This window comes from Nocardia nova NBRC 15556 (assembly GCF_001613005.1).
In the GTDB taxonomy this organism is placed as follows: domain Bacteria; phylum Actinomycetota; class Actinomycetes; order Mycobacteriales; family Mycobacteriaceae; genus Nocardia; species Nocardia nova.
In genome coordinates this window covers 21,196-34,867 of record NZ_BDBN01000005.1, presented here as the reverse complement: position 1 = coordinate 34,867, position 13,672 = coordinate 21,196, and the positions used below count along the sequence as shown (strand labels likewise).

Here is a 13,672-nt window from a genome sequence, read left to right as displayed (position 1 = left end):
CGGCGGGCCGGAGGTAGCGCCGTGATTCAGCTGAACGGGGTCGAGTGTTCCTGCCGGACCCCGTCCACGTACAGCTCGACCTTCTCGTTGTAGAAGCAGACCAGCCCGGCGACCTTCTGACTCTCCGGCAGGGGAGTGCGGTAGTACCAGACCAGATCGGGATAGTCGGTGTCGCCGACGCGGATGTTGTAGTACTCGGCGGTGCCCTTGTAGGGGCAGCTCGTCGTGGTGGCCGAGGGCGTGAGCAGATCCATCCGGACATCGGTCAGCGGCAGGTAATAGCGCGGAACGAGTCCGGTCTCGTAAAGAATGTGCGGCGAATTCGATTCCGCCACAACCTCTCCGCCGATCTCCACCCGCACGGTGCGTGAACTGGCGAGGATGTCGACGCGCGTATAGGGATTGCGCGGATGGACGTAGATCGGCTCGTCCTCCTCGAACCACCGATCCATCTGTTCCCACTCCAAGCGGATGTGCTCGCGCAGCTCCGGGATCGGCGACTCCGGATAGCGAAGGGCCGCAGCAGGTCTGGTGCTTCCGCCGATCACCACGTCGTAGATGACGCCCTCGCCGCGACTGGTGGAATGCTTGGTCGATCCGGTCGCGACCAGTTCGGCGCGAACGTCCTCGACCGGCACATAGTAGGTGGGGTAGTAGGGACTCTCCCAGACCAGCAGCGGACGGATGGTATCCGCGACGACCTGCCCGTCCACATAGGCCCGGATCCGCCGATGCCCCGCCTCGGTCCGTACCCGCCCCCGATTCGTCTCGGTCATTGCACCACGGTACGCGCGGAAGGTGACGCGGTGTGCGTCCGAGATTCGATCGCGCGGCGGATGATCTCTCGGGCTTTGTCTCCTGTCACGGATTCTTCGGCGAGTTCAGCGAACAATCGACCGTAGACAGCGATCTCTCGCGGCTGAGTAATCGTCAACTCGGCTGTGAGAGCTTCCACGAGTGTCAGTCGTTCGTCGAAGATGACGAAATTGGTCGTTTGCATCGGTACTTCGGCTTGTGCCGGAACGATGCCGAGGAGGACTCGGGGGAGCCCGATGACGGCTAGAAGCCGGTCGAGTTGTCCGAGCACTACCGCGTCCGTGCCGACAGTGGTGTGTAGGGCTTGCTCGGCCACCAGAATGTGAAACCGGTGATCGCCGCGGTACAGCATTTGCTGGCGCTCGAGCCGTTTCGACACGCCCTCGTCCAGGTCATCAGGCACCTGGTAGAAGTCGATGTACCGGCGCAAGACGGCCGCCGCATATTCGGCGGTTTGCAGGATGCCGGGGATGATGTTCGGCTGAAAGATCCGCATCAGTTTCGACTCTTCGGCGAGCTTCACCGCTTCCTGCTGGCGACGTTTCGTACCGGTGCCGAGAACCTTCCGCCATTCGAGATATGCGGCTTGGACGTTTCGCAACGTGGCTATGAGGTCCGGCAGCTGGTCCTCGTTACCGGTGTGGGCGCAGTAGGCGTGTAAATGTGCTTCTGTCGGGCTTCTGTCGCCGGTCTCGATCTTCGACACCACCGATTCGTGCCAGCCGGCCAGGGCGGCCAGCTGGCGGCCGGACATGCCGGCGTCGCGACGAAGCCCTCGGAGGATCGCCCCGAGGGCTCGCCGTTGTTCATGGATTGCGTTCGTCACTGCTTGGCGTACTCCGCATACGGGATTGCCAGCTTCCACAGACGTTCGCGTACTCGAAGGCAGTACTCGACGATTTCGGGATCGGTGGTGACCGCCAGGCCGCCGGCGGGCACTCCGGCCGAATCAGTCAGGTTGTAGACCACGCGTTGTGCATCCATCAACCACCAGTCGTCCGGCGGCACTTGTCCAGCGATGTGGCGGGGTACGTATCGGATGTCTTCACCGGCATCGATATTCGACCCGGTGACCGACAGCAACCACCGCTGGTAGTCCGAATGCGGCTCGGTAACCACGCGTACCCGGGACACTGTCACACCTCGAGCGGTTGTTTCTCGCATGAGGTCTTGCCAGGGCGTGTGGCTGTACGGTGCCGGCTCGCCGGCGAGGAATGCCCGTACCCGGGATTCTTCGTCGGGTACGTGGTATTCGTCCCGAACTTCGAGATGGAAGGCGCTCCGCGTGAGCTCACGAAACAGGTTCGGCCACAGGTCCGGCTCAGTGTTGGGGCGCAGCAGCATTGCCGTAGTACCTCCGTACTTGTTTCGGAACCTCGATCGCCGTCTCATTCTCTGCCAAGGTGAGCATGCTGAACACGTCCGGTTCGCTGATCGCGCGGCCGGACACCGCGAACGTACCGCGGCCGGTGTCGGTCATCGTTGAGCCGATGAACGTATCCGGCTCCGCAAATGCCGGCAGTAAATGCGGGATCTCAACGGTTCCAACAGTTGGCGTCTCCCATCCCTGCACGATGTAGGTGCCTCGATCGGTTGCGTAGAGGCTGGGGCAGCCGCCTGAGTCGGATCCGCCTTTGCCCAGGAACTTCAGGTTCAACGTCCTATCTCCCGTCCAGAGGTGTGGCACTTCTTGGCTCTTCCTCGCAGTATGTTCTCGTAAATCGACGGCTTTCGTCGCAGGTAAGGCACTTTTGCCAAGTAATGCCAAGTTGGTAGACCGACTGATGCGCCCGCTCCTACCGTTCTGACCGAGCCCCGGCACCGGGCCGAAACGACTTCCCCGGTGCCGGGTGCCATACCACGGCGCACGAGGGGATGGAGACGACATGGAAGCAAGGCCCAGGCGCGCAAGGCTTTACGTGTTTCCCGGTGGCGTGCTGGAGATAGCCGATTATGGGGACGGCGATTCGGGTGGTGTTTACCTGGAGTTCAGAAGTTCGCCTCTGCCGCAGCGTGTTTCATCCGCATCCGATGTACCCCCGCCTCTCCGCCCGATCGATTCGGCCGATGCGGAGACGTGCGGACGAGTTCTCCGGTCGCTGCGTCGGTGGCAGGCATAGTCGCGTGCTCACCGTCGCGTGGATTGTCGTCGTCGGGTTGCCGGTGGGGGTCGTCGCCTGGGCGGTCCGGCCCTACCGGGACGGGTGTTCGGTCGGGAAAGATCGACGCGGCACCGGCCCATAGCGGTATGCCCGAACTTTTCGTGCAAACCTCGGCGGAATTGCGAGAAAACTGCCGAGAACGGGCAGGTTTGCACGATCTGTTCACCGCTACGGGCCGCACGAGCGAGAACGGGTGAAGAGGGAAAGGCCGGAATCCCCTGCGGGTTTCGCGAGGGGATTCCGGCGCACCGCCGTTGCGGTCAGAGAAGGGGTACCGCAGCGGAGGGTGTCGTCGGGGCCGAGGGGGTGGATCGTCCCCGACGACGAGCTCGGTCAGTCGTCGCCGACGGTGATGGCTTCGGCTTCGGCCGGGCTGTGTTCGGCCGGGTCGTGCTCGTCCATGTGGGACAGGGCCGACCGGCCGCCGAGCAGTACCAGGACGCCGACCGCGGTACACGCGGCGCCGACCCAGAACGGCAGGGCCATCTGATGTTCGCCGAGCTTGCCGGCCAGATACGGGGCGGCGGCGCCACCGACGAACCGGACGAAGCTGTAGGCGGCCGAGGCGGTGGAGCGTTCCACCGGGGCGGAGATCATCACGGCCTCGGTGATCAGGGTGTTGTTCACGCCGAGGAACAGGCCCGCCGATACGGTGCCCACGATCAGCACCGGCTTGTGATCGGCCCAGATCGCCATCGCGGCCAGATCGGCGGCGAACAGCGCCAGCGCGGTCGCGATCATCGGCACGGTGCCGAATATGCGCTGCAGTCGCGGCGCGAAGACCACCGAAGCCAGCGCCAGCAGCAGACCCCAGCCGAAGAAGATGAACCCGATCGAATAGGTGCCCATGTTCAGCGGGAACGGGGTGTAGGCGAGCAGGGTGAAGAACCCGTAGTTGTAGAGCAGTGCGGTGATGCTGACCAGCAGCAGTCCGCGGTGCCGTAAGGCCTTGAAGGGGGCCGTGATCGAGGTGTGGTGGGCCGGTTTCGGCATCTCCGGCAGCAGGGCGACGATCGCGACGAACGCCACCGCCATCAGGACGGCGACACCGAAGAACGGTGCGCGCCAGCTGAATCCGCCCAGGAATCCGCCGACCAGCGGTCCGGCGGCGATACCGATGCCCAGTGCCGCCTCGTACAGGATGATGGCCCGGGCGACTCCGCCGCTGGCCGCGCCCACGATGGTGGCCAATGCGGTCGCGATGAACAGCGCGTTACCCAGACCCCATCCGGCGCGGAAGCCGACGATCTGCCCGACCGTTCCCGACGATCCGGCCAGCGCGGCGAAGACCACGATGATGGCCAGGCCGGCGAGCAGCGTCTTCTTGGCGCCGAAGCGGCTAGACACCACGCCGGTGATCAGCATCGCGACACCGGTGACCAGCATGTAGCTGGTGAACAGCAGGGTGACCTGCGACGGCGATGCGTGCAGCTGTTCGCCGATCGGTTTCAGAATCGGATCCACCAGGCCGATACCCATGAAGGCGATGACCGAGGCGAAAGCTACTGCCCATACCGATTTGGGCTGCTTGGTCGTCGTAGTGGTCGTCGCCTCGGTCGCGGTCGGCGATGAGAGAGTGGTGCTCATCAACGCTCCTACTTCGAGACTGTGTGCGGTGCAGCCGATTTCAAGGCTTCGAGGAGATCGGTCAGTTCACTTTCGAGGTGGCTGAGCCGGTCGATGCCGAAGTCGGGCAACCGGGCCGCGAGGGCGGTGCCGAACGCGCGACGGGACACGGACAACTGTTCGTGCCCCGCCGGCGTCAGCTCGACGACCACGGCTCTGGAGTCGTCGGGGTCTTTGGTGCGCGCGGCGAGTCCGGCGGCTGTCAGCCGGCCGATCAGCGCCGTTGCCGAGGGCTGGGAGCAACCGTCGATCTCCGCGAATTCGCTGATTCGCAGCGGACCGTGCTCTTCGAGCGTGGACAGCGCCCGCACCATCGCACGCGGGAGCGCTCGGGTTCCCAGCGTGCCGGCCAGTCGAGTGAGCCGCGCGGCGGTGACGGCGATGTCGACCATGAGCACCTCGGCCGGATCCGGGGCGGAGACCGAGCTCCGGGCCGAATCGGGGAGAGTGGGCGACTCGTTCGACTGCACGAAAATTATGTTACATAAGCTAACTATGTATGTACATAGCCTAACTATCTATTTTCCGGTGACCTCGCGCACAGCTAGTTTCGGCAGGTCAGCGCCGCTCTTGCGGCAGCAGCGGAAGCCGCTTCGCTGTCGGTGGCGGCGGTGGCGGCAGGCGGCTGTACCAGCAGGGTTGAACGGGGCGGAACGGCAGAGCCGGACGGCCGGGTCGCGAACACGACTCGACCCCGCGACCGTGGGGCGCGGGGTCGGAGTACGCGAGCGCGGCCGCGTGAATTGTCGGGCGATGCCGGATCAGGCGGGTCGAGCCAGCGGCCGCCCCGGCATCCCGAACAGTTCGGCATCGCCGTGCGCCCGCTTGAAATACAGATGCGCGTCGTGCTCCCAGGTGATGGCGATACCGCCGTGCATCTGCACGGTCTCCGACACCACCGAACGGAACGCGTGTGAGCAGTGGATGCGCGCCGACTCGAGGTCGAGCGTCGTCTCCGCGGTCACCGGTCTATCCAGATCCGCGATCGCGGCATACGCGGCCGAGCGGGCCGATTCCACCAGCACGTACATATCGGCCATGCGGTGCTTGAGCGCCTGGAAACTGCCGATCGGGCGGCCGAACTGCACGCGCGACTTGCTGTACTCCACGGTCGTGTCGAGGCACTGATCGGCCGCGCCGACCTGTTCGGCGGCCAGGGCGGTCCAGGCCACCGCCCGCAGGCGAGCCGTGATCGCGTCCGCATCCCCGCCCAGCCGGGTGGCCTCCGCGCCGTCGAAGGTGACGGTGCTCAGGCGCCGCGTCGGATCCATGGTCCGGACGACGGTGCGGGTGACTCCCGGTGCGGTGGCGTCGATTTCGTAGAGTCCGTCGGCTGTCACCACCAGCAGGGTGTCGGCGTTGGCGCCGTCGAGGACGTAGTGCGCGGTCCCGGTCAATGTGCCGCCGTCGGCCCGCACCGCGTATCCCGCGGGTCCGCGAGCCGCACCGGTGCTCGCGACTGCGCTTGTCGCCCAGCCTTTTTCGTCCGCCCAGCACACCGCTAGCGTCCGGCTGCCCTCGGCGACCCCGGGCAGCAATCGCTGCGCCGCGGCGGCATCGCCCGTCGCCAGCACGGCCTGGACGCCGAGAACCGCCGATCCGAGCATCGGCGGGTTGTGCAGCGTGCGCCCCAGTTCCTCGATCACCACCAGTGCCGTATCGATCCCGGCGCCGACGCCGCCGTACTCCTCCGGAATCGCCAGCGCGGCCACACCCACCTGCTCGCACAGCAGTTGCCACAGCCGCTCGTCGTAACCGAGTTCGCTGTCGATCGCCTGCCGCAGGGCGGCCCGGTCGCCGTGCCGGGTGAGGACGGCGCGTACGGTCGCGGCCAGTTCCTGCAGTTCCGCGGTATCGGTCATCGCCGTACTCCCGTCTCGTCGTCTCGGTGGTTCACGCGCCGGCCGCCACCGGCGTACGCAGCGCCGCGGCGATCCGGGCGCGATGGAAGTCGGCGGTGCCCCACGCGGATCGCAGAGCGGTCACCTTGGTCAGCCACAGCGACAGATCGCATTCGGCCGTGTAACCGATGGCGCCGTGCACCTGCAGGGCGATCCGCGCCGTCCGGTACGCGGCCTCCGCGCAGGCGAACTTGGCCGCCGAGACATCGCGGGCGCGGTCGGCGGTGCCGAAGCTCAGCGCCGCGCGGTACAGCAGCGGTTCGGCCATGTCGAGGCCGATCTTCGCATCGGCCAGATGGTGTTTGATGGCCTGGTAGCGCCCGATCGGCTGCCCGAACTGATGCCGCTGGATCACATAGGCGACGCTGGTGGCCAGCATCGCGTTACCCGCGCCCAGCAGCTGGGCCGCCGCCGCCAGCGCACCGGCGTCGAACGCCGTCTCCGCCGCGGCGAGCACCGAATCACCCTGTGCCACCACCTCGTCCGGGCTCACCGTATACAGCCGCCGCGCCGCGTCCACCGATTCGATCCGGTCGCCTCGGCGAGCCGTGCACAGCTTGTCACCGTCCACGACCAGCACCACATCGGCGGAATCGGCGTCGAGGGCCGGTGTCTGCGGCGAGAGCGCGATGGTGCCGAGCGACTCACCCTCGGCGAAGCCGGGCAGCCAGCGCCGCGCCGGGCCGGAATCGTCGAGCGCCTGCAACAGCGCCGGAATCACCGCGGCGGTCTCGATCACCGGGCCCGGCACCGCGGCCCGGCCGAATTCCCGGCACGCCACCACCAGGTCGATGGTCTCGGCGCCCATCCCGTCGTATTCCTCGGCCACGGCCAGGCCCAGAGCGCCGGCGCCGGCCAGTTGCCGGATCAGTGCCCGGCCGCCACGGGCGCCGCCGCCGTTCCAGTTGCGGATGACGGCGGGCGTACCCGCGGCATCGCACATCTTGCGCAGGCTGTCGGCGAAGTCGCGTTGTTCGGGGGACAGTGCAAATCTCATCGATGGGTCCATTCGGGGGTGCGGCGCGGGGAGGCGGGGTGGCACATGGCGGATCTCAACGCGGTAGCCCGAGCAGGCGCTCGGCGACGATATTGCGCTGAATCTCGTTGGTACCGGCATAGATCGGGCCCGCCAGCGAGAACAGGTAGCCGTCGGTCCAGGCGCTGCTCTGCTCGGCCGAGGCGCCGAGCAGATCCAGGGCGGTCTCGTGCATCGCGATATCGAGTTCGGACCAGAAGACCTTGTTGATCGACGATTCCGCGCCGAGTTTGCCGCCCTCCGACAGCCGGGTCACGGTGCCGAGGGTGTTGAGCCGGTAGGCCTCCGCGCCGATCCACGCGTCGACCACGCGGTTGCGGGCCGCGGTGTCGGCCGGATCGGCGGTCTCGCGCCACAGCTCGATCAAGCGCGCGGCCGTGGCGTTGAACCGGCCCGGGCTGCGCAGCGACAGGCCGCGTTCGTTGCTGGAGGTGCTCATCGCCACCCGCCAGCCCGCGCCCGGTTCGCCGATCACATCGCGATCGGGGACGAAGACGTTGTCCAGGAAGATCTCCGCGAAACCGGGCTCGCCGTCGAGCTGCGGGATGGGCCGCACGGTCACACCGTCCGCGGACAGCGGGAACATCACATAGGTGAGGCCTGAATGCCGCGAAGCGGCCAAACCCTTACTGCGCCGCTCCTCCTCTGTTTCGCTGCGGAACAGGCCGAAGGCCCAGTCCGCGAACGAGGCTCGCGAACTCCAGGTCTTCTGCCCGTTGAGCACCCAGCCGCCCTCGACCCGCTTCGCGCTGGATCGAATGCCCGCGAGGTCGCTACCGGCCTCCGGCTCCGACCACGCCTGCGCCCAGATGTCGTCGGCGCGAGCCATTCTCGGCAGGATGCGCTCGAGCTGTTCCGGCGTACCGTGTTCGAACAGGGTGGGGGCCAGCAGGAAGATGCCGTTCTGGCTCACCCGCCCGGGCGCGCCCGCGGCGTAGTACTCCTCCTCGAACAGCACCCACTCGAGCAGCGAGGCGTCGCGCCCGCCGTATTCGCGCTGCCACGACACCACCGAGAGCCGGGCATCGGCGAGGGTGTGCTCCCAGGCTCGATGCGCCTCGAAACCCTCCCGGGTGTCCATCGACGGCAGCGGTTCGGCGGGGACGTTCGCGCGCAGGAATTCGCGCACTTCGAGCTGAAATTGCGCTGCGGCCGAATCGAGTTCGAGATCCATTACTTGCCGCTCCGTTCTGCGGTCGTGGCGGTCGTTGCGGTCGCCTTCATCGACTTGGCGGTCATACCGGCCAGCGAGTCGGTGCCGACCTCGGCGTTGTGGGCGTGGGCGAAGTGGTGCAGGCCGAAGACCGAATCCATGCCGGCGCGCAACCCCATCAGGTCCTCGCACTGGTTGACGGCCTTCTTGGTCAGCGCCAAGCCGAATTGCGGCATGGTGGCGATCTTCTCGGCCAGCTCGAGAGTGTGCGATTCCAATTCGGCGCGAGGCACGACCCGGTTGACCATGCCCCACTCGTAGGCCTGCTCGGCGCTGAACCGATCACCGGTGAACAGCACCTCCTTGGCCCGCCGCGGGCCCAGCACCCAGGGGTGCGCGAAGTACTCGACGCCCGGAATGCCCATCCGGACAACGGGATCGGAGAAGAAGGCGTCGTCGGCGGCGACGATCATGTCGCACACCCAGGCCAGCATCATCGCGCCCGCGATGCAGGCGCCCTGCACCATCGCGATGGTGGGTTTGGGAATCTCCCGCCAGCGCCGGCACATGCCGAGGTAGACCTCGAGCTCCCGGGCGAAGCGCTGATCGCCGCCGGGCCGGTCGACGTGGTCCCACCACAGCGCGGCCTTGTTGTCGTATTCGATGTGGTGGTCGCGTCCGGGCGTGCCGATGTCGTGCCCGGCGCTGAAGTGTTTTCCGCTGCCCGCCAGGATGATCACCTTGACCTCGGCGTCCTCGACCGCCCGCGTGAAGGCGGCGTCGAGCGCGTAGGTCATCACCGAATTCTGGGCGTTGCGGTAGTCGGGCCGGTTCATCGTGACCAGGGCGATCGGACCACGGCGCTCGTAGGTGACGACTTCGCCCTCGTCCGGAATCGGCGCGGGGGTTGCGTCTGTGGTCACGAGATCTCCTCACGTAGTTGCCGCTTGAGCACCTTGCCGGCGGCGCTGTAGGGCAGCCGGTCCCGGAACTCCACGAATCGCGGCACCTTGAAATTGGCCAGGGTCTTCTTCGCGTAGGCGACGACGTCGTCTTCGGACAGTTCGGCGCCCGCCCGGCGCACGATGTAGGCCTTGCCGACCTCGCCCATCCGCTCGTCCGGCACCCCGATCACGGCGGATTCGGCGACGCCGTCGAGCCGGGCCAGAGTCTGTTCGATCTCGGCCGGGTAGACGTTGAAGCCGCCGGAGATGTACATGTCCTTGAGCCGGTCGGTGATCTTGAGATAGCCGCGCTCGTCGAGGATTCCGACGTCGCCGGTGTGCAACCAGCCGTCGGCGTCGATGGTCTTGGCCGTGGCCTCGGGATCGTCGAGATAGCCGACCATCACGTTCGGCCCGCGCAGCAACACCTCGCCGTGATCGCCGATGCGCACCTCGAATCCGGCCATGGCCGCACCGGAGGTATTGGCGATGGTCTCCGGATCGTCGTCGGGCAGGCACATGGTGCCGAAGCCGGAGGATTCGGAGAGGCCGTACGCGGTGACGACCACCTCGAATTCCAGTTCGCTGCGCATTCTCTCGACCAGCACCACGGGTACGGTCGCCGCGCCGGTGACCGCCACCCGCAGGCTGCTCAGATCGAAATCGGCGCGGGCGGGATGTTCCAGGATGGTCTGGTAGATCGTCGGCGGACCGGTCAATACCGTGATGGCCTGCTCCTGCACCATCCGCATCGTCTGCGGCACGTCGAAGGTCGCCTGGGGCACGATCGTGGCGCCGGTGACCAGGCAGGCGAGGATGGCCGCCTTGTAGCCGAAGTTGTGGAAGAACGGCGGGATCACCAGATAGCGATCGGAGCTGTTCAGCGTCGACCGCTCCACCCAGGCCCGCACCACATCGAGTGCCTGGCGCTGGGCGACGAGCGTGCCCTTGCTGCGGCCGGTGGTGCCCGAGGTGAACAGGATGTCGGCGATGTCTTCGGGCTCGACCGATTCCGCGCGCGCGATCACCTTCTCCACCGGCGTCTGCGCGGCGAGTTCGGCCAGTTGCGACCAGGCGACGGCATCGTCGTAGGCCGATTCGCCCTCCGCCGGAATGACGATGATCGTGCCGACCGCCAATTCCGGTGCGGCCGCGCGCAATTCCGCGAGGCGCTGCCGGCCCAGGAACGGATCGGCGATGAACAGCGCCTTCGCGTCGACCCGGGCGATCACATCGGCGGCCTCGTCGGCGACGTAGCGGGTGTTGAGCGGAACCAGTGCGGCGCCGGTGTAGTGCGTGGCCAGTGCGGCCACCACCCAGTGCCAGGTGTTGGGCGCCCAGATCGCGATCCGATCGCCGCGCTGGATTCCGCGCGCGATCAGCGCCCCCGCCGTCTGCCGCACGGCATCGAGTAGTTGCACCCAGCTCAGGTGCACCTCGCCGTCGCTGACCGCCGCCGCATCGCCGTGGATGCGCGCGGCTTCGTGCAGGGCGAGAGGGGTGGTCTGCACAGGGGGTGTCACGTCGTCCTCGTCTTCTACACGCTGGTCGACGGGCCGAGCAGCCGGCTTGTCCGGCGTGGTGACGGCTCGGTCCGTCGGTCGATTCGCGCTGCAGAGCTCACCGCCCTACAAAGCAAGTGCTTGGTAGGTTACTCTACCGGAGTGAGTGCGATCCAGACCCCCGATTCCGCCGCCGGCGCGGATGCCTCCGGCACGGCGGCCCCCGGTACGGAAAACGCAGCCGACCAGGAATTCCGCGCCGAAGTGCGGGAATGGCTGGCCGAAAACCTGAACGGGCAGTTCCGCGAGCTGCGCGGGCTCGGCGGGCCCGGAAGTGAGCACGAAGCCTTCGACGAGCGGCTGGAGTGGGACCGCCACCTCGCCGCGGCGGGGTTGACCTGCCTGGGCTGGCCGGTCGAGTACGGCGGCCGGGCGGCGACGCTGCGCCAGCAGGTGATCTTCCACGAGGAGTACGCGAGCGCGAATGCCCCGGCGCGCGTCTCGCACCTGGGGGAGGAGCTGCTCGGCCCGACCCTGCTCGCCTTCGGCACCGAGGAGCAGAAACAGCGTTTCCTGCCCGGTATCCGCTCGGTCACCGAACTATGGTGTCAGGGATATTCCGAGCCCGGGGCCGGTTCGGACCTGGCGAACGTGTCGACCAGCGCCCGGCTCGACGGTGACGAATGGTCGATCAACGGCCAGAAGATCTGGACCTCGCTGGCGCATCTGTCGGACTGGTGTTTCGTCATCGCCCGCACCGAATCCGGCTCGACCCGCCACCACGGCCTGTCCTATCTGCTGGTGCCGATGAAGCAGCCCGGTATCGAGGTGCGCCCGATCATCCAGCTCACCGGAACCGCCGAATTCAACGAGGTGTTCTTCGACAACGCCCGCACCGCCGCCGATCTGGTGGTGGGCAAACCCGGTGAGGGCTGGCGAGTCGCCATGGGCACGTTGACCTTCGAGCGCGGCATCTCCACCGTCGGCCAGCAGATCCGGTTCGCGCGCGAACTGTCGAATCTGGAGGCGGTGGCGAAAGCCAATGGCGCGCTGGCGGATCCGGCTCTGGCCGAACGCATCGACCAGGCGTGGGTGGGTTTGCGCGTGCTGCGCGCACACGCGCTGCGGACCCTGGAATCGGCGCATCAGAACGTCGACGCCCGCACCGCCGCCGGCCAGGCCTCGGTCTCGAAGCTGTTGTGGGCCAATTGGCATCGCGGCCTCGGCGAACTGGCCATGGACGTGCTCGGCGCCGAAGGCCTGATCGCCCGGCCTCCGGTCGGCGGCACCGGCTCCGCCCTCGATCCGCACCCTGCGGACGATCTGAACCAATGGCAGCGCCTCTATCTGTTCACCCGCGCCGACACGATCTACGGCGGCTCGAACGAAGTGCAGCGCAACATCATCTCCGAACGCGTGCTCGGCCTGCCCCGCGAAGCCCGCTGACCACCCCGCCCGGCCGAACGCTCGGCCGGAAACCATCGGCCGAAGCCGCTGTTCGGCCGTAAGGAAGGACCTACAGTGCCTGATCTCTCGGTTCCGCCCCAGCCGATCTCCGGTCACGGACTGCTCGCCGGCCGGGTCGCGGTGATCACCGCCGCCGCCGGCACGGGCATCGGATCGGCCACCGCGCGCCGCATGCTCGACGAGGGCGCCGACGTCGTGGTCTCCGACTGGCACGAACGCCGGCTGAAGCAGACCGAGGAGGAGCTGGCCGCGGAATTCCCGCAGCGCAAGGTCGCCTCGGTGGTCTGCGACGTGACCAGTACCGAACAGGTCGACGAACTGATCCGCGCCGCGGCGCAGCGCCTGGGCCGCATCGACATCATGGTCAACAACGCCGGCCTGGGCGGTGAGACGCCGGTCGTCGACATGACCGACGAACAGTGGGATCGCGTCCTGGACATCACGCTGAACGGCACCTTCCGCTGCACCCGCGCCGCGCTGAACTACTTCCGCACCGCGGGCCACGGCGGCGTGATCGTCAACAACGCCAGCGTGCTCGGCTGGCGGGCCCAGCACGGCCAGGCCCACTACGCCGCCGCCAAGGCCGGTGTCATGGCATTGACCCGCTGCAGCGCCGTGGAGGCCGCGGAACTGGGCGTGCGGATCAACGCGGTCGCGCCGAGCATCGCCCGCCACCCCTTCCTGGACAAGGTGAGCTCTACCGAACTGCTCGATCGCCTGGCCGCGGGCGAGGCCTTCGGCCGGGCCGCCGAGCCGTGGGAGGTCGCCGCCACCATCGCGATGCTCGCCAGCGACTACACCTCCTACATGACAGGCGAAGTCGTCTCGGTAAGCAGCCAACGCGCTTGAGAGGAAACCTCTGCGAGAGGCACGCCCCGACGGCCCTGAGGTAACGCACCAGGGTGCACAGCTGCGAGAGGTACACCCTGGTGGTTCTCGGCCCGCCTCGATTTTGGAGCGACGGAGGGAGGGAGCGCAGCGACTGACCGGAGGAGTGAAAAATCGAGGCCCAGGGGGCCGAGAACCCCGCCGCAGCGAAGCGGAGGCGAAAAAACACTGGCGCCG

At 67.2% G+C, this 13,672-nt stretch carries 13 protein-coding genes; 2 read left to right on the top strand and 11 right to left on the bottom strand.

Annotation, left to right across the window (positions count from 1 at the left end; genetic code table 11):
- Positions 1–26: 26 nt before the first annotated feature.
- The 11 genes from NN2_RS02720 to NN2_RS02670 form a co-directional block, all read right to left on the bottom strand.
- The gene (locus NN2_RS02720; RefSeq protein ID WP_063010055.1) at positions 27–776 is read right to left on the bottom strand and encodes a DUF427 domain-containing protein; all 750 of its coding nucleotides are present in this window, start codon (positions 774–776) and stop codon (positions 27–29) included.
- Positions 773–1,642 (bottom strand): helix-turn-helix domain-containing protein, encoded by an 870-nt coding sequence (locus NN2_RS02715; RefSeq protein ID WP_063010053.1) that lies wholly within the window; start codon positions 1,640–1,642, stop codon positions 773–775. The genes NN2_RS02720 and NN2_RS02715 overlap by 4 nt, the downstream gene beginning before the upstream one ends.
- Positions 1,639–2,160 carry a DUF6879 family protein gene (locus tag NN2_RS02710; RefSeq protein ID WP_063010051.1) on the bottom strand — a complete coding sequence of 174 codons (522 nt, stop codon included), beginning with the start codon at positions 2,158–2,160 and terminating at the stop codon, positions 1,639–1,641. The genes NN2_RS02715 and NN2_RS02710 overlap by 4 nt, the downstream gene beginning before the upstream one ends.
- A complete protein-coding gene (locus NN2_RS02705; protein ID WP_063010200.1) occupies positions 2,138–2,473 on the bottom strand; it encodes a hypothetical protein in 336 nt (111 codons plus the stop codon). Before NN2_RS02705 ends, NN2_RS02710 begins: the two co-directional genes overlap by 23 nt.
- A gap of 838 nt (positions 2,474–3,311) precedes the next feature.
- Entirely contained in the window at positions 3,312–4,565 is a 1,254-nt protein-coding gene (locus tag NN2_RS02700) for an MFS transporter (RefSeq protein WP_063010049.1), read from the bottom strand.
- Between the two features lie 8 nt (positions 4,566–4,573).
- Positions 4,574–5,074 carry a MarR family winged helix-turn-helix transcriptional regulator gene (locus NN2_RS02695; RefSeq protein WP_030518691.1) on the bottom strand — a complete coding sequence of 167 codons (501 nt, stop codon included), beginning with the start codon at positions 5,072–5,074 and terminating at the stop codon, positions 4,574–4,576.
- 291 nt (positions 5,075–5,365) lie between these two features.
- Positions 5,366–6,466 carry an acyl-CoA dehydrogenase family protein gene (locus tag NN2_RS02690; protein WP_063010047.1) on the bottom strand — a complete coding sequence of 367 codons (1,101 nt, stop codon included), beginning with the start codon at positions 6,464–6,466 and terminating at the stop codon, positions 5,366–5,368.
- A gap of 31 nt (positions 6,467–6,497) precedes the next feature.
- Entirely contained in the window at positions 6,498–7,502 is a 1,005-nt protein-coding gene (locus tag NN2_RS02685) for an acyl-CoA dehydrogenase family protein (RefSeq protein ID WP_063010045.1), read from the bottom strand.
- A gap of 55 nt (positions 7,503–7,557) precedes the next feature.
- Complete coding sequence (locus tag NN2_RS02680) at positions 7,558–8,715, bottom strand: acyl-CoA dehydrogenase family protein (RefSeq protein ID WP_030518688.1); 1,158 nt, start codon at positions 8,713–8,715, stop codon at positions 7,558–7,560.
- A complete protein-coding gene (locus NN2_RS02675) occupies positions 8,715–9,617 on the bottom strand; it encodes an enoyl-CoA hydratase (RefSeq protein WP_255359499.1) in 903 nt (300 codons plus the stop codon). Before NN2_RS02675 ends, NN2_RS02680 begins: the two co-directional genes overlap by 1 nt.
- Complete coding sequence (locus NN2_RS02670; RefSeq protein ID WP_063010043.1) at positions 9,614–11,161, bottom strand: FadD3 family acyl-CoA ligase; 1,548 nt, start codon at positions 11,159–11,161, stop codon at positions 9,614–9,616. Before NN2_RS02670 ends, NN2_RS02675 begins: the two co-directional genes overlap by 4 nt.
- A 243-nt stretch (positions 11,162–11,404) precedes the next feature.
- Between NN2_RS02670 and NN2_RS02665 the strand changes: the two genes are divergently transcribed.
- Both NN2_RS02665 and NN2_RS02660 read left to right on the top strand, forming a co-directional pair.
- Complete coding sequence (locus NN2_RS02665) at positions 11,405–12,586, top strand: acyl-CoA dehydrogenase family protein (RefSeq protein ID WP_231983155.1); 1,182 nt, start codon at positions 11,405–11,407, stop codon at positions 12,584–12,586.
- Positions 12,587–12,661: 75 nt separating this feature from the next.
- Positions 12,662–13,456 carry an SDR family oxidoreductase gene (locus NN2_RS02660; protein WP_030518684.1) on the top strand — a complete coding sequence of 265 codons (795 nt, stop codon included), beginning with the start codon at positions 12,662–12,664 and terminating at the stop codon, positions 13,454–13,456.
- Positions 13,457–13,672: the final 216 nt, after the last annotated feature.

Bases quoted from the DNA above. Each gene is read 5' to 3' on its own strand.
- NN2_RS02700 (WP_063010049.1), bottom strand. From the start codon at position 4,565: ATGAGCACCACTCTCTCATCGCCGACCGCGACCGAGGCGACGACCACT.
- NN2_RS02680 (WP_030518688.1), bottom strand. From the start codon at position 8,715: ATGGATCTCGAACTCGATTCGGCCGCAGCGCAATTTCAGCTCGAAGTG.
- NN2_RS02720 (WP_063010055.1), bottom strand. From the start codon at position 776: ATGACCGAGACGAATCGGGGGCGGGTACGGACCGAGGCGGGGCATCGG.
- NN2_RS02685 (WP_063010045.1), bottom strand. From the start codon at position 7,502: ATGAGATTTGCACTGTCCCCCGAACAACGCGACTTCGCCGACAGCCTG.
- NN2_RS02710 (WP_063010051.1), bottom strand. From the start codon at position 2,160: ATGCTGCTGCGCCCCAACACTGAGCCGGACCTGTGGCCGAACCTGTTT.
- NN2_RS02690 (WP_063010047.1), bottom strand. From the start codon at position 6,466: ATGACCGATACCGCGGAACTGCAGGAACTGGCCGCGACCGTACGCGCC.